The sequence below is a fragment of the Ochrobactrum vermis genome (genome assembly GCF_002975205.1).
In the GTDB taxonomy this organism is placed as follows: domain Bacteria; phylum Pseudomonadota; class Alphaproteobacteria; order Rhizobiales; family Rhizobiaceae; genus Brucella; species Brucella vermis.
In genome coordinates this window covers 810,641-832,774 of record NZ_PCOC01000002.1, presented here as the reverse complement: position 1 = coordinate 832,774, position 22,134 = coordinate 810,641, and the positions used below count along the sequence as shown (strand labels likewise).

The window sequence follows — 22,134 nt, the reverse complement described above, 5'->3', positions numbered from 1 at the left end:
CCATGAACGCCAAAATGGAGCAACCGATCGATCCGGAGCGGCTGAGTGGCATAATCCAGTTTATCCAGAATGCAGAACGGTTGAAAAGCACTCTGCGTTCCGGCCATACCTCACAGGGTCGACCGGAAAGCACGGTCGAGCATAGCTGGCGACTATGCCTTCTGGCGACGCTGTTCGACCGTGAGCTGGGCGATTGCGACCGGCTGAAACTCATCAAGATGTGCATCGTCCACGATCTGGGCGAGGCTATTTCCGGCGATGTGCCTGCGATCCATCAATCTGCTGACGATGGACGTGCAGAGCGCGAAAAAGCCGACCTCATGACGCTGTGCGCACCCCTGCCGGACGATCTGCGCACGGAAATCGCAGAACTTTGGGCGGACTACAGCGAAGGCAGATCGATGGAAGCTATATTTGCGAAGGGCTTCGACAAGCTCGAAACCATGATGCAACATAATATCGGGCTCAATCCGCCGGATTTTGACTACGCATTCAATCTCGACTACGGCGTCAAGCAGACCGAACGCCATCCGCTGTTGCGCCAGTTTCGCGAAATCGTGGACACGGAAACCCGGCGCAATGCAGAACGACGGACGTAGAGTGGTTCCCACTTTCGGGAAACATGCTCTCGCTTTCTGTCTTTACGCGCATCTTGTTCCGAAAATCGTTTCACACTTTTCGGGATGCGCTCCAATCAGCTCAATGTTGCGAAGTGGCGCAGTGTGAAGGTGATCTGGTAAATCAGCGCGACGGCTGCAAAAATCGCATGATAGCGCCGATTATCCCAGAAAACCGCGATTAGACTGAACAGGATGAAGCAAGCAACCTGAATCGGATACTCGATACCATAGAGCCGGTAGTGATCGGCTCCCTTCAACAGCGTATCGATGAAATCGACCACATAGACCAACGCCAGAATGCCGAAGAACCACTTGCGCCGGGAAATGAAGTAATCACGATAGCCAGTATATTCTTCCATACTGTCGGGGAAGAGCAGCGTGCTGAGCAAAAAATACAGTCCCGCATAGAAAATCACAAACAGATATTTCTCGAAGGTCCATAGCGGAATGGTGCGCAAGCTGAACTCGAACCACCAGAAATGGATGACCGAAAGCAGAATGAAGCCCACCCACGCGAGGTGAACCGGATAGATTTTCTGCTTGCCGGGATGCTGGATAAAACGCGCCAACCCAGTCAAAAGGCGTGAAACGCACAAGCCCAGGATCATGCCGATAATAATACGGACGTGGCCGAAGGCCTCGGCCGGTGGAACGCCCGTCGTCAAAGCCGGATCCATTGTCTCTCCATTCCAGCAACGCAAACAGAATCTGCTTCGTTGCTCTGTCCAGAATTCCAGATGACAAGCATAATGGTCGATATCTTATGAGCAATCGGTAAATCGTAACCAGACAGTACTTCGCGGGCAAATATCGTGCTTTTCACCATACCGTCTTGCAGGTCGCAATCGCGCGGGTCTATATCCCGAAGGGAATGAGAAAAGACGCACATGAAACTGTGCGCCGTGAACCAAACAGGTGGAACAATCAATATGCATGACACGGTAATTCTGGTGGGTTGCGGCAATATGGGCTTCGCCATGCTCAAGGGCTGGCTCGACAGCGGCATCCTCAAGGCGAACGACGTGTATGTCGTGGAGCCGACCGACGCGCTTCGCGATCGCGCCGCTGGCGCTGGCGTCCATGCCTTTGCCGATGCTGAAGCCCTGCCCGTCGATCTGACGCCGCGCATGGTTCTCGTGGCCGTCAAGCCGCAGGTCATGGCAAAAGTTCTGCCAGCTTATAAGCGCTTCGCACCGGCTGCCACTTTCGTCAGCGTTGCGGCCGGTATTCAGGTCGCCCTCTTCGAAAGCCAGCTTGGTCACGATGCAGCCGTGCTTCGTTGCATGCCGAACACGCCTGCTGCGATCGGCAAGGGCATGCTCGTCACCTACAAGAACGCCAATGTTACCGACGAAAACGAAGCCTTCATCGCCCGTCTTCTTGAGACATCCGGCAAGGTCGCGAGCGTAAATGACGAAGCGCTGATGGACGTCGTGACCGCTGTTTCAGGTTCGGGTCCGGCCTATGTATTCCACTTCATCGAGGCCCTGACCGACGCCGGTGTGACCGCCGGTCTGCCGCATGAAACGGCGGCACTGCTCGCCATGCAGACCGTGATGGGTGCGGGCGCCCTGGCCGATGCCAGCCCGGACACACCGTCAAAGCTGCGCGAACAGGTGACGAGCCCGAATGGCACTACTGCTGCCGCGCTCGAAGTGCTGATGGGGGGCGACCGTCTCAAGATGCTCGTTGCCGAGGCCGTGGAAGCGGCCCGCAAGCGTTCGGTGGAGTTGGGAAAAAACTAAATCGAGAGACGCGGCACCGCTTCGATCAGCGCTTTTGTTACTGGCGCTTGCGGTGCCGTTATCAGATCCCGCGTCGGGCGGCATTCAACAATCTGCCCGCGCTCCATCACTGCGATACGGTCCGCCATCTGTGCCGCGACCGCCAGATCATGCGTAATGAAAAGATAGGCCGTCTGCTCGGCGTTCTGTATATCCCGCAACCGGTTGAGAATGGCACCGCGCACAGTGACATCGAGCGCCGAAACCGCCTCATCCAGCACGATCAACGATGGAGCGGTTGCAAGCGCCCGTGCTATCGCGACACGCTGGCGCTGCCCGCCGGAAATCTCGTGGACACCGCGCCGCGCCAGCGCCGGATCAAGCCCGACCGTTTGCAGAAGGCTGGCAATGTCGCGCTTGAGCCCATGAATGCGCAGCGGTTCACGTAAGAGATTGGAGACGCTTGCACGCGGATTAAATGCCGAGAGCGGGTCCTGAAACACCATCTGCATACGCGCCCGCTGCTTGCGGAGATCAACTCCCTGCAACGCCAGCCAGTCCTGACCTTCAAAGCGGATTGCACCGCTTTCAAGCGGCAAAAGCCGCAAAAGTGCCCGCGCCAGCGTGGACTTGCCGCTGCCTGACGGGCCGACCAGCGCCAGTGTCTCGCCCGGCTGGATCGTGAGGCTGATGCCATCAACCGCAAGGGCGTCGCCATAGCGAACCACAAGCCGGTCTGCCTTCAGAAGCGGCTCAACCATGTGCTGCCTCCAGCACTGGCACGGCTGCAATCAGCGCTTTCGTATAATCCGTTTGCGGATCTGAGATGATCTTTTGTGCGGGCCCGAGTTCCACCAGTTTTCCCTGCCGGAAAACCGCAACGCGGTCGGCCAGTCCCGATGCCAAAGCAATGTCATGGGTGATGAAGATCAGTGTCATCCCGTCTGCACGCACCAGTTCACGCAAGAGAGAGACAATCTCCTTCTGCACGATAGTGTCGAGTGCGCTTGTCGGCTCATCAGCAATCAGCAGTCGTGGGCTGGCGGCAATGGCGAGCGCAATCGCAATGCGCTGTTTCTGCCCGCCGGAAAACTGATGCGGATAGCGTGTGAAACCTGCTTCCGGTTGCGGAATGTGCACTCGCTGTAAAAGACTGATTGCTTTGGCCTTAGCCGCCGTCCTGTCGATTTTCGCATGGGCGCGAATAGTCTCGACAAGCTGCGAGCCGACCGTCATCAGCGGGTCGAAGCTCGATGCAGGGTCTTGAAACACGAAGCCGGTGTCACGTCCCGGTCGCGGCTTCCCATCTATCCAATTCATGTATCCCGAAATGCGGGCATTGCCCGGCAGGAGCGTGGCCAAGGCCAGTGCCAGCGTGCTTTTGCCCGAACCGCTTTCGCCAATAATCGCCAGCGTTTCGCCGCAACGAACGTCAAGATCGATATTCTCCAGCGCCATTTCACGGCCATAGTGCACGGAAAGCTGTTCCAGCCGGACAATCACGTTCATGACTGCACCTCGCGTCGGGACAAGGCGTTCGTCAGCCCTTCGCCCGCGAGATAGACGCCAACAACAGTCAATGCCAGCGCCAGACCCGGCAGGATCGAAAGCCATGGCGCGGAGCGCAAAACCGTGCGCCCCTCGGCGATCATCCCGCCCCAGGTGACGCGGTTCGGGTCGCCCAGCCCCAGAAACGACAGAGCGGCTTCGATCAATATGGCGGAAGCGACGATCACCGGCACCAGCGCCAGAACCGGCGGCAAGGCATTGGGCAGAATCTGGCGAAAAGCGATTTCCATCGGATGCATGCCGATGACACGGGCGGAAGCCACATAGTCGCTTTCGCGGATTGTGAGCACCTGCCCGCGCGTAAGGCGCGCAGCCTGCGTCCAGCTCGAAAGTGCGATCGCAGCAATCAGCACCGGCAGCGACGGCCCGGCAATGCTGACCAGCGCCAGCGCCAGCAGAAAGCCCGGCACAGTCTGGAAGGCTTCCGTGATCCGCATCAGGATTTCATCGATGACACCGCCCGCAAAACCGGCCAGCGTTCCGACGATGCTGCCGAGGATGATTGAGGCGCAGGCGGCCGCCAATCCCACTGCAAGCGATGTGCGCGCACCATGGAAAAGCTCAGCCAGAACATCGCGCCCGAGCCGATCCGTTCCAAAAATAAAATCCGCGTTGTCAAAGGGTTGCAGCAACGGCGTTGAGACAATGCTTAAAGGATCAGCGGGAAAGAACAGAGGCGCTGAAACTGCTGCCAGCACGAGCAGCGCCAGCAGGATTGTGCCTGTTATACCTTCACCCGTTCTGAAATAACGTTTAGCCCCGCTCATGCCCTGCCGCCTCCGGTCGCTATACGCGGATCGAGCCAGAGATAGATCAGATCGATAAGGAAATTGACCACAATAACCATGATGGCGCTGACCAGAATGACACCGAGCAGAAGCGGCGTATCGCGGCTTGCAACGGCCTCTTGCGCCAGCCGCCCCAGCCCCGGCACGGCGAAAACGCTTTCGATCACCACGCTACCGCCGAGCATGGATGCAGCCTGTAAGCCCAGCACGGTAATGAGTGGCAGCAACGCGTTGCGCACCACGTGGCGCAGGACGATGCGCGGATGCGAAATGCCCCTCGCTCGCAAGGCACGCACGAAATCCATGCGCCATATATCGGCCATGGCAGCGCGCATGACCCGCAGGTAAAGCGCCAGATAGATCACCGCCAGTGAGACAACCGGCAGCACCAGATGAACTGCAATATCGCCCGCCCGCGGCAGCCCGTGCTTGCCGGAGGCAATTGTTTCGATGCCGCTCGACGGCAGCCAGCGCAGTCTGATCGAAAACAGAATGACCAGCACAAGCGCCAGCCAGAAGCCGGGGATCGCATAGAGAACAAGCGATGCGACGGAAAGAAACCGATCACGAAAGCTTCCGGGCTTTGCACCCGCCACGACGCCAAGGAGCGAGCCCACAGCAAAAGATAAAGCGGTCGCCGCTCCCATCAAAAGAAGCGTGTTGGGCAGGCGCTCCAGAATAACGTCGAGAATAGGTCGGTTGAAACTCACGGACCAGCCGAGATTACCCTGCACAAGTGCTGCCAGATAGGCCCCCAGCCGATGCCAAATGGATTGGTCCAGCCCCCAGCGCGCCCGCATTTCGGCAATCGTTGCCGCATCGCCGCCGAATGTCACGGCATAGGCGTCGACGGCATCGCCCGGCGCACTTTCCAGCATGAAAAAACAACCGACAATAACAATCAGCAGCACGATAATGCTGCCGACCAGTCGTTTGCGGAAAAGGGCCAGAATCTGTTTCACGGTGGCAGGATACAATCAATCCGGCTGCTTAGTCACTGTTCCAGCCATGTATCCGCCCAGTTGGAAACAGCCCAGCGCGGATTGTTGGAAACATTTTTCACGCGGTCGCTGGCAACGGTGATGAAGCCCCATTCCGCAACATTGATCAGCGGTAAATCCGCCTTCACCATCTGCTGGAACTGCTGGTAGAGCGCCGTGCGCTTTTTCTCGTCGATCTCGTGTGCGGCTTTGGCGATCAGCGCGTCGAGTTCCGCATTGGCATAGCCGCCCTGGTTGGAAAACGGCACACCTGCCGGAATACCGCTTTCGACCAGAATCGTCGTGGATATGGCCGGATCGCCACGATAGACCGTGGGCGCGATGGCCAGGTCGAAATCATGATCGGTATAGACCGCCTTTTGATGTGCGGCGGAATCATTGTTGACGATACGCGCATCAATGCCGACTGCCGCAAGTGCCTGACGCAGATAATCGCCAAACTGCTTCGTTTCGTTGAAGTAGGGCGCCGGAAGAAGCTTGAGCGTGAAGCGCGTTCCGTCCGTGCCCCGCTTGTAACCGGCCTCGTCCAGAAGCGCATTCGCCTTCGCGACATCGAACGGATAGGACGAGACGTCATCGGTGTAAAACTGGCTGTCATAGCGCGGCACGGGGCCGGTTGAGGTCTTGGCGTAACCGAGAAAAATCGTCTTCACCGCGAAATCACGATCGATGGCATGGGCTATTGCCTGCCGAACCTCCAGGTCCGCCAGCTCCTTGCGGCGATGGTTGATCTCCACCACCAGCTGATAGGTCAGCGCTTCATAGCCCTTGGAAATGACTGTCAGGCCCGGAACCTTCGAAATGCGGTCCAGATCGGCTAGCGGCACGGCGGAAAAAGCGGCGAGATCGATTTCTTCCGCCTCCAGCGCACCAGCGGCTGCGGCGCGATCCGGCAACACGCGATAGACGATCTCGTCCAGATAAGGCTCCCCCTCGCCCCAATAATCGTCGTTCCGTGTCAGCCGATAATATTCGCCAGTCTTGTGCTCGGCATATTTGAACGGGCCGGTGCCGACGAGCTTTTCATTGGCTGGATTGGCCATGATGTCACTGCCCGCGAAGACATGTTTCGGAAGCACTGCGGTCAATGCCGGCAGGGCATTGCGGATAAGCTGGAAGGGCGTCGGCTCGGAGAAATGGAAGACGGCAGTCAGGTCGTCTGGCGTTTCGACCTTCTCCAGCGCCTTGAACACAACGCGGCCAAGGTTTTGCAATGGTTTCCAGACTTCCATGGCCGAAAAGGCCACATCTGCCGATGTGAACGGCTTGCCATCGTGCCATTTGACATCGTCGCGCAGACGGAACGCCACCGTCAGCCCGTCGGCGGAGCCTTCCCAGCCTGTGGCAAGCCGCGGCGCGAGACCATTTTCGCCCTCGGAGGACGCTTCCGCCAGAGGCTCGATCACCTTGCTTGCGACGAAGAAAACACCATTGGATGCCACGATGGCCGGGTTCAGATTGCGCGGCTCTGAATCTGCGGCCACGACCAGCCGGCCGCCTTTCACTTCGCCAGCCGCATTCGACCGTTGCGGCCAGACAGCGAGAGCAGCCAAAGCGGTCGAACCCGCCAGAAAAGCCCTACGCGACAGAACCAGTTGAACCATATTCATTGCCCCGCAATCACATTTTCATTCGCTAAGAGCCTGTTCCAAAAGTCGCCCTGTGCGGCTGCAAATGGCAATTTGCTTGCGTTCCGATGCTCATGTATCTAAAAGTACATTGCGCTCCGGTACTCGAAAATTACCATTTTTGCACACACATGCCGCTTTTTGATTCAAGCTCTGACTTTTTATACCAGTCGCCCGTAAATGACAGGATCAAACCTGTCACCCGAACAATAAATATCGAAAAACATTCTGTTTTCCGGCATCTTTAACCGTCAAGTAAAAATAATATTTCAATGATTTTCTAGCTTATTATTGCAGTATTTAAACCTGTGCGGTTGAATTATTTTTCCGATAAGAGCTGATTTAAAGAAAATCCCCTCTTGCCAAACAGGCCTTCTTCCGTAGATCATGGTTAATTATGTGTTGTCGTATTTCGTGAGCTTTCATTTCGACGCGACACGCATAGACCACAGAAGAGCAATTCAAGGCTCTTGTTTGAATGCATTTGTACGCCCCACTTCAATCACCTGGTGACAAATGCCCCCTGAAAGCTGAACCACATTGGAAGAGAGGAAACAGAAATGTCCAGTTTGCTGCCCCCGCTTCATGACGGTCATGCACCGATCTACCTTCATCACGCGTTTCAGGATGCGGTTGATGCTTATGAAGATTGGACCCCGGAAACGGCTGAACCTGTTGTTCGGGTCAATGGCAAGACCACTCGTATCAGCGTCGTCTTCCGCCGCCTGTGGAACTGCACCGATATGGTGCCACGCCACACGCTGGAAGCGCTGAGGGACATCGTCCCGACCGGCATCATTCTTGCCGAACACTGGAAGGAAACGCCCACATTCGCAGAAGCTGCCCGCATCATGCGTGCCGCTCTTGAGGGGCGCAAGGCACGACGGCTCCCGGTCGTGTGCTGATTATCCTGAAACCCACAAAGAAAACGGGCGGATTTTCCGCCCGTTTTGCATTTCTTGCTCTAGAGCGCATCCCGAAAAGTGTGAAACGGTTTTCGGAAAAGATGCGCGTTAAAACAAAGGATTAGAGTGCCGATCTGATTCAATCAGATCGAAACGCGCTCTAAACGACAGGATCAAGCTTGCGAAAGCGCACGCGCGCACTGCGTTCAATGGCGGCAACGGTCAATTCATCCAGCGTCCAGCGGTCACGCAGCATCTGCAGGAACTCCAGTTCCTCCTGCTCCACATGCAGATCGGCGGCAGCCACTTCGACAGCCAGCGCATAGGCCGTATCGTAGAGGCGTTCCGGCAATGCTTCATGAGCGAGATCGAGAATCTTTTCCAGGCCATCTTCATAGGCCAGCAACGTATAGCAATCATTGGCAAGCTGCGGCAGACGTCCGGTATCGAAACCACGGAAAACCGGCAGGCGCGTCACCACATTGCCGATGGATTCCAGCTCGGCATCGGTCATGGTGGTGTCGGCGGCAGACGTCGTAACCATGATATAGACGAGTGCGTCCTGCGGGGTGATCTTTTTCATCGCGTACTCCTGCACAACAATGGCCGGAATCAACTCCAACGGCCCAAATTGGTTTGAAAGTTAGGAAGCTGCATCACGTTGCGCAAGGAAATTCGGTCGCAACCGTTGACGGACAGTGGTTGCCGCGCCATAGAGCAATATGCGCCTCCCACGTGCGCACGTTTTTTTGAATAGAGCGCTTCACAGGATTAAACCATGACCTCGCACCGCCTTCCCGACATCACGCTGACCCCGGAACTGACCGCGGCGGCTGCGGAAGCGAAAGCATGGCCCTTTGAAGAAGCGAAGAAAATTCTCAAGCGCTATGCCAAGACCGGCCTGCCGGACACAGTGATCTTCGAAACCGGTTATGGCCCATCGGGCCTGCCGCATATCGGCACGTTCGGCGAAGTGGCGCGCACCTCGATGGTGCGCCATGCCTTCCGCATTCTGACCGAAGACAAGGTCAAGACGCGCCTGATCTGCTTCTCGGACGATCTCGACGGCATGCGCAAGATACCGGACAATGTGCCGGACAAGGCAGCTCTCGAGCCCTATCTGCAGATGCCGCTTTCAACCGTTCCGAACCCGTTCGGCGGCGATTACAAGAGCTTTGCGGATCATAACAACGCCATGCTGTGCCGCTTCCTCGACACTTTCGGCTTCGATTACGAGTTTGCCAGCGCGACCGAATACTACAAATCCGGCAAGTTTGACGCGGTGCTTCTCAAGGCCGTGGAGCGCTATGACGACATCATGAAGGTGATGCTGCCAACACTTGGTGAAGAGCGTCAGGCCACCTACAGCCCGTTCCTGCCGATCTCGCCCAAGTCCGGTCGCGTGCTCTACGTGCCGATGAAGCGTGTTGATGCCAAGGCTGGCACCATCACGTTCGACGATGAAGAGGGCGTTGAAACGACCCTGCCCGTCACCGGCGGCAATGTGAAGCTGCAGTGGAAGCCGGATTTCGGCATGCGCTGGGCTGCACTCGGCGTCGATTTCGAAATGTTCGGCAAGGATCATCAGACCAATGCGGGCGTTTATGACCGCATTTGCGAAATTCTGGGCGGACGTGCACCGGAACATTTCGTCTATGAACTGTTCCTCGACCAGATCGGCCAGAAGATTTCCAAGTCCAAGGGCAACGGAATTTCCATCGATGAATGGCTGGCCTATGCGCCGACAGAAAGCCTCGCACTTTACAATTTCCAGAAGCCGAAGACCGCCAAGCGGCTGTATTTCGATGTCATCCCGAAGGCGGTGGACGAATATTTCACCTATCTTTCGGCCTATGACCGTCAGGAATGGAAGGATCGGCTGAACAATCCGGTCTGGCATATTCATTACGGCAACCCGCCAAAGGTCAATCTGCCGGTCACCTTCGCGCTGATGCTCAATCTGGTCAGCGCATCTAACGCCGAAAGTCCTGCAGTTCTCTGGGGTTTTATCTCGCGCCACGTGCCGGGCGTAACGCCGGAAAACAACCCGGAACTCGACGCACTCGTTGGTTATGCGATCCGTTACTTCAACGACTTCGTGAAGCCGACCAAGCAGTTCCGCGCGCCGGACGATGTGGAGCGCGCAGCGCTTGAAGCACTGGATGCGAAGCTCGGAACTCTGCCTGCCGGAACCGATGGCAACGACATCCAGAATGCCATCCTTGATGTTGCCCGTGCCATCGAGCGTTATCAGGACCATACCAAGAAAAGCCCCGAAGGCGGACCCGGCGTTTCGGTTTCCTTCTTCCAGATGCTCTATGAGGTGCTGATCGGCCAGGAACGCGGACCGCGCTTCGGCTCCTTCGTTGCGCTTTACGGCATCGACGAAACCCGCGCACTGATCAAAAAGGCGCTGGCTGGCGAACTGGTCTAAATTTCAGATCATTGAATGAAAAAGCAACGGTGTTAGTGGTCAAGCACCGTTGCGTATACGTCTCGCATTTTTGCGTTGAGGATAATGATCATTTTTCGCATGACGGCAACGAGGGCGACCTTTCCGGGCTTTCCCTTTTGCTTGAGGTGCATGAAGAATGCCTTGATGGCTGGATCGAAGCGAATGGCTGGTAGCGCTGCGACGTAAAGCGCGTCGCGCACCGGCTGTCTTCCGCCTGCAATCATCCGCTTGCCCCGCATCAGCCCGCTATCGCGATTAAGCGGCGCAACGCCAACCAGCTTGGCAATCTGCCCTTTGCCGATGCGGCCCAATTCCGGCAGATCGGCCAGGATGAAACAGGCCGTCCGCAGGCCGATCCCCTTGAGCGACATGAGGATATCGGCTTTACGGGCAAGTTCCAGATCAGCCTTCAGACAAGCTTCCATCGCATCGACAACTGCCTGGCGCTGTTCGAGCAGTACGTGCAACATCTCCTCAATCCAGTCCTTGAGGGTCTCGTTCTGCTTTTCCCTGCGGTTCTTCTCCTGCACGATCATGTGCGATAACTGTCTGTAACGACGGACCAAATCCACCAGAGCGCCTTGCTGAGAAGAGCGTTGCGGCACAATGCGTGTTTCCATGCGTCTTGCATAATCGGCAAGGATGAAGGCATCGATCTTGTCAGTCTTGGAGAGCTGGCCGCAGGCTTTGGCAAATTGCCTGACCTGTTTGGCATTCACGCGTGCGACCGGCAATTGTGCTGCCTGCAAGGCTGCAAAGACATGACGCTCGTAACCGCCGGTCGGCTCGAGAACGAGGCGTTCTATTCCGCACAAAGGCTCAATGAACACGAGGAAATCGGCAATGCCTTCTACCGAATTGGCAAAGCTTGCCGAGCGGCCATCTGGCAAAACACAGACATCGAAGGAAGATTTCGATATGTCGATGCCGACAAAACGGGTAATATCAGTCATGAGGCTGGTCTCCCTTATACGCGAGCGCGAAGCTCTCTCAACGGTTCGACGAAGCCTCAAGGATGCAAAGGGTTCTGCTTTTTTACGAACGAAAGTTCATGCCCCGATGGGCTCAACCACTTTGCACCCGCCATCGTGAAGTGCGACAACACAACGGCAAAGAGGCCGGAACATCCTAACAGGTGTTCCGGCCTCTAATGTATAAGCCCTGCTCGATGAACTGACCCCCGAAAGTTGGACACCCAGCTTCGGGGCTTTTTTCATTTTATGAGCGGAACGACCCGACGGGAGTCGGCCTCGTTCGTCACTGTGCAGGCGGTGCGGGCGGAAAATCACCCTGCGGCTGTGGCGACGGCGAAGACGGCTGTGGCTCCGGTTCGGGTGCCAGAGGCGAAGGATTATCCATCATATTGCCGCTATCAAGCTCTGGATTGGGCAGGGATGTATCAGGTTTGTCGCCGAAAATGCCGAGATGCGCTGCGACAGCCTTGCGTCCCGCTTCGTCGTAGGCACCACCGGGTACGGCCTTCGCCCAGCCATTGGCAACCAGCCATGCGGCTGCATCCTCATTGCCCAGCACGCATTCAGTGGCGACCGCGCCGCCACTATCGTTTTGCGGCAGGCGGCACATGACGGCGCGGGAGCGCAGCCATTGCCGGAAGGCGGTGCGGGCCTGCATGCCGCATGGCCAGCTTTCGCCGGAAGCGGTCTGGCACATCTGTTCGACGGGAACGATTTCAATCCCCTGCAGCTCGACGATACGGCCCTGGCTTTCCAGCCGTCCGGCAGCCACAGCAACAGGACGCTGCAGAAGCTGCATCTGTTCGCCCGCATCGACAGGCGTTGCCGGTGCTGGTGGCTCCGGCGGCTTGGGTGTGGTGGCAAGACCAAGATCGCTCAGCGGCGGTCGTGGCGCCTCGCGTTCCATGCCGCCGTCATTGACCTGATCGTTTACTTTCCCGTTCTCTTTCCACGCAGGCGGCTGCCCTTCAGCAGGAGCGGCCTGGCCCGGCTGCGGAGATGTCCCCTCGGGTGAATTACCCGTTTCAGGCGATTTTCCCGGCTCGTTATAATCAAACTGTTCAACGACAATGCCGTTGCCCGTACCGGAATCGACTTTCGTCTGTGCATCACCGGAATCGATGACCACGACGGGGCGATCCAGCGCGCCATAGAACGGCGCCACGAAGGCTGCGACCAGTACCACGCCAGTTAGACCGGCCAAACCGCCGAAGACGGCGCGCGCATGACTTCTAGCTTGCGATTGCACCATTACTGGCTGGCCCACAAAATGCGGGCGACCCATTCGATATCCTTGGCCTCGAAAGTACGGTTCGGATGCTCCGGGTTGAGCGAATGAAGCTCAATGGTTCGCGGCGTCTGGCGATGCAGGATCTTGGCCATCACTTCTCCGTCTTTCGTTCGCACCACCACACGATCACCCCGGCGAATGGCGGTATTGGGTGCAACGATCAGCGTATCGCCATCACGGTAAAGGGGCAACATCGAGTCGCCCGAAACCTCCAGCGCATACACACCTTCCCCCGTACCGGCGGGAAATTCCACTATGTCCCAGCCCTGCCCTGCCGGAAAACCAGCATCGTCGAAATAGCCGCCCGCGCCCGCTTCGGCCATGCCGAGCAGCGGAATCGACTGCATGTCGTGCGTGTATTCGCCAAATTGCGGCGTGCGATCTTCACCCCGGATAAGCCGCGTGAACTCATCGAAGGTGGAGCCGGTTGCTTCCATCACCTTGGCAAGTGATTCCGTCGAAGGCCAGCGCGCACGCCCATCGGAAGCATAGCGCTTGGATTTGTTAAAAGTCGTGGGGTCAAGCCCTGCGCGACGCGCCAGCCCGGACGCGCTCAGGGAATGACGTTCAGCCAGGGCATCAATGGCCGCCCACACGCTATCGTGAGAAAACATATTAATGATCCGCCACCTAGGTTCCGACATATCTTCTGAACGATCACCTATCAGAATGATATGTTTAAGAGGATTTTAAACCTAATTTCCCGCCCCATCTTCAGCTTAAACCTACCTAAAAAGCCGGAATTGCGCAAGATGGGTGAATTAACAGGGAAAATTTTCTTATTCACGAAATAATGAGGTGGATGCAATTCAGTTCTGGCAGGATAGCGCAAACAAAAAGCGCGGCATGAGACATGCCGCGCCTGATGATCTGGAGAAAGCCGGAGCTTACGCTGCCTTCTTCGTTTCCGTCTTGTACGGGTTGAAGCGCTGATAAAAGCTTTCACCGTTTTCGGCCATATCGAGAAGCAGCTTCGGTGCCTTGAACTGCTGGCCGTATTTGCGCTGCAACTCCTTGGCAAGCTTGACGAATTTCTTCGCACCCACGCCATCGATATAGGATAGCGTACCGCCGGTATAAGGCGCGAAACCGAAGGCGAGGATGGAGCCGACATCGGCTTCACGCGGATCAGTGACAATGCCTTCTTCCATCACGCGGGCTGCTTCCAGAGCGATAGTGACAAGGAAGCGTTCCTTCAGTTCCTTCACATCGATCTTGTCCGGATCCTGCTGTGGATAGAGATCCTTGAGGCCGGGCCACAGGTGCTTCTTGGCAGGCTTGGCCGGGTAATCATAGAAGCCCTTGCCGTTTTTGCGGCCCTTGCGGTCAAACTCGTTGACGAGCCTATCCACCAGTTCGACATGGCGCGGATCGACAGCCTTTTCACCAAGATCGGCAAGCGTTGCTTTGAGGATCTTCTGTGACAGGTCAATGGCCGTTTCGTCGTTGAGCGCAAGCGGACCGACCGGCATGCCAGCCATACGGGCGGCATTCTCGATCATCGCAGCCGGGACGCCTTCAACCAGCATATTGTAGGCTTCCGACATATAGCGCAGCACGCAGCGATTGACGTAGAAGCCGCGCGTGTCGTTGACGACAATCGGCGTCTTCTTGATCGCACGAACATAATCAAGGGCTACGGCCAATGCCTTGTCGGAGGTCTTCTTGCCGAGGATCACTTCCACCAGCATCATCTTGTCGACCGGCGAGAAGAAGTGGATACCAATGAAGTTTTTCGGACGCTTCGAAACCTTGGCAAGACCGGTAATCGGCAAGGTCGAGGTGTTGGACGCGAAGACTGCGGAGGTCTTCAGCACTTCCTCGGCCTTCTCAGTCGCCACGCGCTTGACTTCGCGATCCTCGAACACGGCTTCGATCACCAGATCGGCACCCTCGAGTAGCGCATAATCAGGCGTTGCAGTGATAAGCGACAAGAGCTTTTCCTTGTCGGCTTCTGTCGCGCGGCCCTTCTGCATTTCCTTGGCGATGAGGTCAGCAGCGTGTGCCTTGCCCTTGTCGGCGGACTCCTGATCGCGATCGATCAGCACCACCGGAATGCCAGCCTTGGCGGTCACATAGGCAATGCCCGCGCCCATGAAGCCAGCGCCGATAACGCCGATCTTCTTGAACTTGGTCGGCTTTTCATCGACCGGACGACGCGCACCCTTGTTGAGCTCCTGCAACGACACGAACAGCGAACGGATCATCATGCCCGCTTCGGTCGTCTGGAGAATTTCGGTGAAGTAGCGCTGTTCGATCTTGAGACCGGTATCGAAAGGCACCAGTAGGCCTTCATAAACCGATTTCAGGATAGCGAGTGCCGCCGGATAATTGCCGGAGGTTTCACGGCGCAGAATGGCGGTTGCAGCAGGCCAGAGATTGGCACCGGCAGCCGAATAGATCGCACCACCCGGCAGCTTGAAGCCCTTTTCATCCCATGGCTGAACCGGCTTGAGGCCACCCTTGATAAGCTTCTTGGCGGTTTCAACCAGCTTCTTGGCCGGTGCAACTTCCGTGACGAGACCCATCGCCTTGGCGCGCTGCGCCGTCAGGCTGGAGCCGGTCGTCATCATCTGGAGCGCGTCCTGCTGGTTGGCAAGACGTGGAACGCGCTGCGTGCCGCCGGCACCAGGAAACAGGCCGACCTTCACTTCCGGCAGCGCCATCTTCACGCCCGGAGCATCGGATGCCACGCGGGCATGGCAGGCGAGCGACATTTCGAACGCGCCACCCATGCAGGTACCATTGATGGCCGAAACCCAAGGCTTGCCGCAGGTTTCAAGCTTGCGGAACAGGCCGCTCATCTTGCCGATATTGTCGAACAGGGTCTGGACCGCGCCTTGGCTGTCCTTGGCCTTCTGCTTCTGGAACTCCTTGAACATGCCTTCCAGCATGGTCAGGTCGGCACCACCGGAGAAGGTATCCTTACCGGATGTTATAACAACACCCTTGACCTTTACATCGGCAGTCGTCGCGTCGATGATGGCGTTTAGTTCTTGCATCGCATCGACGGTAAAAACATTCATCGACTTTTCAGGCATGTCCCAGATTACGAGAGCAATACCGTCAGCGTCGGTTTCAACCTTGAAATTTACATAAGCCATTGTCTGAACCTCCCCTTACACGCGCTCGATGATCGTGGCCGTTCCCATGCCGGCACCGATGCACAAAGTGACCAGCGCAGTATTGAGGTCGCGACGTTCCAGCTCATCCAGCACCGTACCGAGGATCATCGCGCCGGTCGCACCGAGCGGATGGCCCATCGCGATTGCGCCGCCATTAACGTTGATCTTGTCGTGGAGAATATCGAAAGCCTGCATATAACGCAGAACAACAGCCGCAAAGGCTTCGTTGAGCTCAAACAGATCAATATCCGAGATTTTCATCTTGGCTTGCTTGAGCAGCTTTTCCGTCACATCAACCGGACCGGTCAGCATGAGAGCCGGTTCAGAACCGATATTGGCAAAGGCGCGGATACGCGCGCGCGGCTTGATGTCGAAGGTCTTACCGGCCTTCTTGGAGCCAACCAGAACCCCTGCGGCACCATCGACGATGCCCGAGGAATTGCCGGCGTGGTGGACGTGAATGATGGTTTCGACTTCCGGGTGCGCCTGAATGCCGACTGCATTGAAGCCGCCCATTTCGCCGGGCATCACGAAGGACGGATTGAGCTGTCCCAGCGCCTGCATGTCTGTCGTCGGGCGCATATGCTCGTCATGATCGAGAATAGTGAGGCCATTCTGATCCTTGATCGGAATAACCGAATTCTTGAAATATCCCTTTTCCCACGACTTGGCGGCGCGCTTCTGGCTTTCGACCGCATAGGCATCGACGTCATCGCGTGAGAAACCGTATTTGGTAGCGATCAGATCGGCGGAGACGCCCTGTGGCATGAAACGTCCGGGAAGGCCTACCGACGGGTCCATGTACCAGGCACCGCCCGACATGCCCATGCCAACGCGTGACATGCTTTCCACGCCACCGGCAATCACCAGATCGTCAGAACCGAAGGCAACCTTGGCAGCGGCCAAGTTGATGGCATCGAGACCTGAAGCGCAGAAGCGCGAAATCTGGATGCCGGGTGCCTTGAAGTCATAACCCGCTTCAAAAGCCGAAGAGCGCGGAATGACAGCGCCCGCTTCGCCCACCGGATCCACGCAGCCGAAAATAATGTCATCGACCTTGGCGGTGTCGATACCGTTGCGATCACGCAGGGATTCCAGAACCTTCGCGCCCAGACGAACGGCAGTCACTTCGTGCAGGCTGCCATCCTTTTTGCCACGTCCGCGCGGCGTGCGCACGTGATCGTAAATATAAGCCTCAGCCATGTTTGCTCCTTCCAGCCATATTTGGCCCGCCGATGCCTTTCGGCACCGGCTCAAATCAAAAGACTCAGAATGCGTCTGCGTTAAGCGCCATCATGCTATCCGCACCCGACTGGATGCGCGCCAGATGGGCCACACTTTCCGGCATGATCCGTTCGAAATAGTAGCGCGCGGTAACAAGCTTGGCTTCGAAGAACGCCTTGTTGCCTTCACCCGATGCGAGCTTTTCCTCCGCAACCTTCGCCATGCGCGCCCACATGTAACCAAGCGCCACCAGACCAAAGAGATGCATGTAGTCGTTGGAGGCAGCACCGGCATTGTCGGGCTTTGCCATTGCGTTCTGCATCAGCCACATGGTTGCGGCCTGAAGGTCGTTGACGCCCTTCTTCAGATGCTTGGTATAGAAGGAGAGCTTTTCATCCTCGCGATTGGTTTCGCAGAATTCGCCCACTTCCTTGAAGAAGGCCGTGATTGCACGGCCACCATTCAACGCCAGCTTACGACCGACCAGATCAAGCGCCTGAATGCCGTTGGCACCTTCATAGATCATGGCGATGCGTGCATCGCGCACATACTGGCTCATGCCATGTTCTTCGATGTAGCCATGACCGCCGAAGACCTGCTGCGCCATGACAGCATGCTCAAACCCCTTGTCGGTCAGAACACCCTTCAGAACCGGCGTCAGCAAACCGACCAGATCGTCTGCGGCCTGACGTTCCGCTTCGTCACCTGCACGATGCGCAATATCGGAATTGAGCGCCGTCCACAGGATGAGCGCACGACCGGCTTCGTTATAAGCACGGATATTCATGAGATTGCGACGGATATCCGGATGCACGATGATCGGATCGGCCTTCTTGTCCGGCGCTGCGGCACCTGAAAGCGCACGGCCCTGAATGCGCTCGCGGGCATAGATGGCGGCATTCTGATAAGCCGTTTCGGCAATCGAAAGCCCCTGAAGCGCCACGCCCAGACGCGCTTCGTTCATCATGGTGAACATGGCGCGCAGGCCCTTATGCGCCTCACCGATCAGATAGCCGGTCGCATCGTCATAATTCATGACGCAGGTGGAGTTGGCGTGGATGCCCATCTTTTCTTCGATGGAACCGCAGGAAACGCCATTGCGCTCGCCCGGATTGCCATCGGCATCCAGAATGAACTTCGGCACGATGAAGAGCGAAATACCCTTCACGCCTTCCGGCGCGCCGTCGATACGGGCCAGCACCAGATGGATGATGTTTTCCGACATGTCGTGTTCACCAGCCGAGATGAAAATCTTCTGGCCGGAAATCTTGTAGGAACCGTCGTCCTGCGGTGTTGCACTGGAGCGCAGCAGACCCAGATCGGTGCCGCAATGCGGCTCGGTCAGGTTCATCGTGCCGGTCCAGGTGCCTTCCACCATCTTCGGCAGATAGGTGTCCTTCTGCTCATCGGTGCCGTGGGTAAGGATCGCTGCAATCGCGCCCTGTGTCAGGCCCGGATACATGGTGAGCGCCATATTGGCCGAGGACATATATTCGCCGACCGCCGTGTGCAGCAAATAAGGAAGCCCCTGCCCGCCATATTGTTCCGGCACGGCGAGACCCAGCCAGCCGCCTTCGCGATACTGATCATAAGCGGCCTTGAAACCCTTCGGCGTCGTCACGGAACCATCTGATGCGCGGACGCAGCCTTCCTGATCGCCGGTATGGTTGACCGGAAACAAAGTGCCTTCGGCAAGCTTCGCGCCTTCAGACAGGATCGCCTCGACGACATCGGGCGACGCGTCGGCAAAGCCCGGCAGGTTGTTATAGCGCTGATAATTCAGAACGTCGTTGAGAACGAAATTCGTATCCTCAACTGGCGCGCGATAGCTCGGCATAGAAATCCTCCAAATTCACCACCTGAGCCGTTCCGCGATGGCTGGAACGAGCCCGTAACCGCGTTTTATGCCTGCATGCCACATTATAGCGAAACGTTGTGACAGCGCGCACGTTGCAACAAAAAGGGAAGATTTTCTGCGAAAATAGTCATTTTTGCTGCCGTTTTGACCGATCATATCACGGATCTTGCGCACGATCGGTCAATTCAGGTCGAAGCTAGCCTACTTTGACGTTTCCGTAAACGTCAAAAATTACACAAGTTCGTGCGGGATGGAAAAATGTCCAGTCGAACAGATCGGAAGCATATGGAAGCACCTGCGAAACGGACCTCGTTACCCGTGTCTGCGCCAATAAAAAACCGCCGGAGCGCTTTCGATCCGGCGGTCTGTCTTGAATGGCTTTTAGAGCGCATTTCGATCGGATTGAATCAGATCGGCACTCTAACCATTTATTTTGACGCGCATCTTATCCGAAAACCGTTTCACGCTTTTCGCGATGCGCTCTAGTTCCGAAAGTTTCGGAGAATATATCAGGCAGCAGAAGAGGTTGTCGCTGCAGGAGCGACTGGGGCTCTCGACCGCGTGGGAGCAACCTTCTTCTTCGGCTTCGGCAGCAAACCTTCGCGCTGAGCCCGCTTCTTCGCATCCTTGCGCGCACGGCGAATAGCTTCGCCCTTCTCGCGCGCACGCTTTTCCGAAGGCTTTTCGTAAGCCCGGCGCTCTTTCAATTCACGCAGAATTCCCTCGCGCTGCATCTTCTTCTTGAGCACACGCAGCGCCTGATCGACATTATTATCTCGTACAACGACTTGCAAATTAACTCCTTTCATGGCCCGCGAACTAACCGACAAAACGCCATCGTTTCATCGCGCCGCTGCGACCGGTCTCCATTCATTCATCTTGCACGAATGCACGATCACTCTATAGATCACGCCTGTCGCGCCCGAATATGCTACGGATCACGCCTGTCGCGCTCAAGGCGCGCAGCTTTCAACCGTTCGGTCTTGGCATCCACCGCAGCTTTTTCGTGCTGAAGGATAGCTCTAGCCGTCTGGTCGGTTACGGCGCTCTTTGCCTCCATGCGCGAAAGCGGTTTCTTGAAGAGCGTATCCTTGGTCAGTCCCGCCGATTTTTCTTCGAGCATTCAACCTACTCCCCTGTGAAGAGCCGCGTCACACCTTTCAGGATGCATTCCAAAATAAAAAAGGCCGGGAGAAACCCGACCTTTCAATCGCCTCAACAATCAATGCCAGTACATCCGTGGTCAAAGATCGGAGACAACGTCTTTACGCCGAGTTACAGCGCCTGAAGATTATCAGCGGCCTTCTTGCCGGAACGGCGATCAGCCACCAGCTCGAAGCTCACCTTCTGACCTTCATTGAGTGTATGCATACCTGCACGCTCAACAGCAGAGATGTGAACAAACACATCCGGCGAACCATCATCAGGCTGAATAAATCCGAAGCCTTTGCCGCCGTTGAAGAATTTTACTGTTCCGTTTGCCATAGAGAATTCCTTTCGATTCGCATGGTTGAAGAATAACGAAATAAATTTCGCTGCGTATTTTACGAAATTGAAAGAAAAGTCAGGACGCAACACGCGCCTTGTCGTTCGATGACAAAATCGATTTGTAATAGATATACCCTTATGTCACTGCCTACAAGGGTAGCAGACCAATTTTATTTTTCAGTGCCAATTCGATTTCGCCATAGAACTTTTTGAATGGTTGAAAACAACGGTCCATAAATGCAAAGTTTACCGGAAATTATCGAGCAACAACTCCGTCAGCATGAACCCTCAATTACGGTTTTATTGTAAATAACAGATGGGGATTTTCACCCTTGAACCCCAGTCGCAGAGCTGTGATCGGGCGTGAATTCTGTTGATCGGCTTTGCTATGGAGCCCGACAAATTAATCGCTACTTCAATAGACAGGATCGGCCCGGCATAGTTGAATGAATATGCGAGTTGACGATCCTTCGAAGGAGCGCAGTCCAGTTTGCGCCATTCGGGAGAAGATTGAAATGCGGTACCACCTTATGGCCGCCATTGCGGCAAGTGTTTCGCTGTTTTCGTTTGCCGCCCATGCGGAAGATTTCACCATGGGAACGCTGAAGTCCTACGATCAGGCGAGCCACGTCGTCACCTTGGCCGACGGTCAGAGCTTCGAACTCTATCCGCCCTATCATCCAAATGTGCGGCCCGGCGAAAAGGTTATCGTCGACTGGCAAAGCAATTTGAACGGTGACGATCACGCCGATTATGTCGGCCCGGCATCCCAGATGCACCACATGTAACGGGTGGGAAAGGCGGCAACTCTGCCGCCTTTCCTTGCCCTATTTGATCCCCTCTATCGTGCTTACTTGACCCAAACGACACGGCGGGTCTGCGTATCGATCAGAGCCGGACGGTCCTCCACATAGACATAGGAGTAAGTTGGCTGGTCGGGAACGGCCACAAGTGGCATGTCCTCCGGGATCACCGAGCCTTCCGCCAAATCCCCTTCAATCATGACCGGATCAACCGGGTTGGTTTCGATATAGGTCACGATTTCCTTCGGCACGAGCGGTCCGGCATTCGGCTCATCGACGTAATAGACAACCTGGCGGTTCTGCATGGAAACAATCACCGGCTCGCCATTGACATAGATATAACCGAAATCCGGATTTTCGGGGATCGGATGAACCGCCACCGCATCGGGAAGGACATAGCCATCGCTGATTTCTCCCTCAATGACGACAGGATCCGACGGATTTGCGATGACATAGTCGCGTGCTGCCTGAGGCACTTCGATAAGCACTCGGTCCTGCGCGAGCGCGAAACCGGAGCTGGCGAGAAACGCCGCTGCGGTCAGAACAAGAGCTCTTTTCATTTTCAGCCTCACTTTCGCGTTAAGTCGCAAGGCTGGGATAACCGGACCACAACGTCGAAGTTCCCTTCAGGCGGCACACTTCGTGCGACAGGCTGAAACATTCCGCCTGGCGACGCCGCGT

General features: G+C 56.4%; 22 protein-coding genes and 1 pseudogene. 6 read left to right on the top strand and 17 right to left on the bottom strand.

The features are described 5' to 3' along the window. Positions 1 to 2: 2 nt before the first annotated feature. Entirely contained in the window at positions 3 to 599 is a 597-nt protein-coding gene (locus CQZ93_RS18200; protein ID WP_105544002.1) for an HD domain-containing protein, read from the top strand. 95 nt (positions 600 to 694) lie between these two features. Here the strand turns inward: CQZ93_RS18200 and CQZ93_RS18195 are convergent, their stop codons facing one another. Next, a complete protein-coding gene (locus CQZ93_RS18195) occupies positions 695 to 1,297 on the bottom strand; it encodes a hypothetical protein (RefSeq protein WP_105544001.1) in 603 nt (200 codons plus the stop codon). Between the two features lie 252 nt (positions 1,298 to 1,549). On the opposite strand from CQZ93_RS18195, the gene proC reads away from it, so the two are divergent. Next, positions 1,550 to 2,365, top strand: coding sequence for a pyrroline-5-carboxylate reductase (gene proC / locus CQZ93_RS18190; RefSeq protein WP_105545203.1), 816 nt, complete (start codon positions 1,550 to 1,552; stop codon positions 2,363 to 2,365). Here the strand turns inward: proC and CQZ93_RS18185 are convergent. The 5 genes from CQZ93_RS18185 to CQZ93_RS18165 are packed head-to-tail and all read right to left on the bottom strand — an operon-like array spanning position 2,362 to position 7,306. Next, positions 2,362 to 3,105, bottom strand: coding sequence for an ABC transporter ATP-binding protein (locus CQZ93_RS18185; protein WP_105544000.1), 744 nt, complete (start codon positions 3,103 to 3,105; stop codon positions 2,362 to 2,364). The two genes, proC and CQZ93_RS18185, sit on opposite strands and share 4 nt — an antisense overlap. Continuing rightward, entirely contained in the window at positions 3,098 to 3,853 is a 756-nt protein-coding gene (locus CQZ93_RS18180) for an ATP-binding cassette domain-containing protein (protein ID WP_105543999.1), read from the bottom strand. Before CQZ93_RS18180 ends, CQZ93_RS18185 begins: the two co-directional genes overlap by 8 nt. After that, positions 3,850 to 4,680, bottom strand: a complete 831-nt coding sequence (locus CQZ93_RS18175) for an ABC transporter permease (RefSeq protein ID WP_105543998.1) — start codon at positions 4,678 to 4,680, stop codon at positions 3,850 to 3,852. Before CQZ93_RS18175 ends, CQZ93_RS18180 begins: the two co-directional genes overlap by 4 nt. Continuing rightward, on the bottom strand, positions 4,677 to 5,678 hold the full coding sequence (locus CQZ93_RS18170; protein ID WP_105543997.1) for an ABC transporter permease: 1,002 nt from the start codon (positions 5,676 to 5,678) through the stop codon (positions 4,677 to 4,679). The genes CQZ93_RS18175 and CQZ93_RS18170 overlap by 4 nt, the downstream gene beginning before the upstream one ends. A gap of 17 nt (positions 5,679 to 5,695) precedes the next feature. Next, entirely contained in the window at positions 5,696 to 7,306 is a 1,611-nt protein-coding gene (locus CQZ93_RS18165) for an ABC transporter substrate-binding protein (RefSeq protein WP_105545202.1), read from the bottom strand. Between the two features lie 70 nt (positions 7,307 to 7,376). On the opposite strand from CQZ93_RS18165, the pseudogene CQZ93_RS27420 reads away from it, so the two are divergent. Continuing rightward, positions 7,377 to 7,486: pseudogene (locus tag CQZ93_RS27420) on the top strand (flagellar basal body P-ring protein FlgI); the annotation flags it as partial. A gap of 404 nt (positions 7,487 to 7,890) precedes the next feature. Continuing rightward, complete coding sequence (locus CQZ93_RS18160) at positions 7,891 to 8,235, top strand: BRA0787 family protein (protein ID WP_105543996.1); 345 nt, start codon at positions 7,891 to 7,893, stop codon at positions 8,233 to 8,235. Positions 8,236 to 8,395: 160 nt separating this feature from the next. Here CQZ93_RS18160 and CQZ93_RS18155 read toward each other — a convergent pair whose 3' ends face one another. Next, positions 8,396 to 8,818, bottom strand: coding sequence for a tellurite resistance TerB family protein (locus CQZ93_RS18155; protein WP_105543995.1), 423 nt, complete (start codon positions 8,816 to 8,818; stop codon positions 8,396 to 8,398). Between the two features lie 195 nt (positions 8,819 to 9,013). Between CQZ93_RS18155 and CQZ93_RS18150 the strand changes: the two genes are divergently transcribed. Then, entirely contained in the window at positions 9,014 to 10,669 is a 1,656-nt protein-coding gene (locus CQZ93_RS18150) for a lysine--tRNA ligase (protein ID WP_105543994.1), read from the top strand. A gap of 32 nt (positions 10,670 to 10,701) precedes the next feature. Here CQZ93_RS18150 and CQZ93_RS18145 read toward each other — a convergent pair whose 3' ends face one another. The 9 genes from CQZ93_RS18145 to CQZ93_RS18100 form a co-directional block, all read right to left on the bottom strand. After that, the gene (locus CQZ93_RS18145; protein WP_210201110.1) at positions 10,702 to 11,643 is read right to left on the bottom strand and encodes an IS110 family RNA-guided transposase; all 942 of its coding nucleotides are present in this window, start codon (positions 11,641 to 11,643) and stop codon (positions 10,702 to 10,704) included. Positions 11,644 to 11,947: 304 nt separating this feature from the next. Beyond that, positions 11,948 to 12,916, bottom strand: a complete 969-nt coding sequence (locus CQZ93_RS18140) for a thermonuclease family protein (RefSeq protein WP_105543993.1) — start codon at positions 12,914 to 12,916, stop codon at positions 11,948 to 11,950. Continuing rightward, positions 12,916 to 13,569: a S24 family peptidase gene (locus CQZ93_RS18135; protein WP_105543992.1), complete on the bottom strand. Its 654-nt coding sequence runs from the start codon at positions 13,567 to 13,569 to the stop codon at positions 12,916 to 12,918. The genes CQZ93_RS18140 and CQZ93_RS18135 overlap by 1 nt, the downstream gene beginning before the upstream one ends. A gap of 273 nt (positions 13,570 to 13,842) precedes the next feature. Further along, positions 13,843 to 16,059, bottom strand: a complete 2,217-nt coding sequence (locus tag CQZ93_RS18130; RefSeq protein ID WP_105543991.1) for an FAD-dependent oxidoreductase — start codon at positions 16,057 to 16,059, stop codon at positions 13,843 to 13,845. A gap of 15 nt (positions 16,060 to 16,074) precedes the next feature. Further along, complete coding sequence (locus CQZ93_RS18125; RefSeq protein ID WP_105543990.1) at positions 16,075 to 17,283, bottom strand: acetyl-CoA C-acetyltransferase; 1,209 nt, start codon at positions 17,281 to 17,283, stop codon at positions 16,075 to 16,077. 64 nt (positions 17,284 to 17,347) lie between these two features. Then, a complete protein-coding gene (locus tag CQZ93_RS18120; protein WP_105543989.1) occupies positions 17,348 to 19,141 on the bottom strand; it encodes an acyl-CoA dehydrogenase C-terminal domain-containing protein in 1,794 nt (597 codons plus the stop codon). Positions 19,142 to 19,671: 530 nt separating this feature from the next. Next, positions 19,672 to 19,956, bottom strand: a complete 285-nt coding sequence (rpsU, locus tag CQZ93_RS18110; RefSeq protein WP_105545200.1) for a 30S ribosomal protein S21 — start codon at positions 19,954 to 19,956, stop codon at positions 19,672 to 19,674. Positions 19,957 to 20,093: 137 nt separating this feature from the next. Next, positions 20,094 to 20,285, bottom strand: coding sequence for a hypothetical protein (locus CQZ93_RS18105; RefSeq protein ID WP_105543987.1), 192 nt, complete (start codon positions 20,283 to 20,285; stop codon positions 20,094 to 20,096). A gap of 152 nt (positions 20,286 to 20,437) precedes the next feature. Next, positions 20,438 to 20,647 (bottom strand): cold-shock protein, encoded by a 210-nt coding sequence (locus CQZ93_RS18100; RefSeq protein WP_105543986.1) that lies wholly within the window; start codon positions 20,645 to 20,647, stop codon positions 20,438 to 20,440. Positions 20,648 to 21,165: 518 nt separating this feature from the next. Here CQZ93_RS18100 and CQZ93_RS18095 point away from each other — a divergent pair. Beyond that, complete coding sequence (locus CQZ93_RS18095) at positions 21,166 to 21,438, top strand: hypothetical protein (RefSeq protein ID WP_146114470.1); 273 nt, start codon at positions 21,166 to 21,168, stop codon at positions 21,436 to 21,438. Between the two features lie 62 nt (positions 21,439 to 21,500). Here the strand turns inward: CQZ93_RS18095 and CQZ93_RS18090 are convergent, their stop codons facing one another. Then, on the bottom strand, positions 21,501 to 22,013 hold the full coding sequence (locus tag CQZ93_RS18090) for a DUF1236 domain-containing protein (protein ID WP_105543984.1): 513 nt from the start codon (positions 22,011 to 22,013) through the stop codon (positions 21,501 to 21,503). Positions 22,014 to 22,134: the final 121 nt, after the last annotated feature.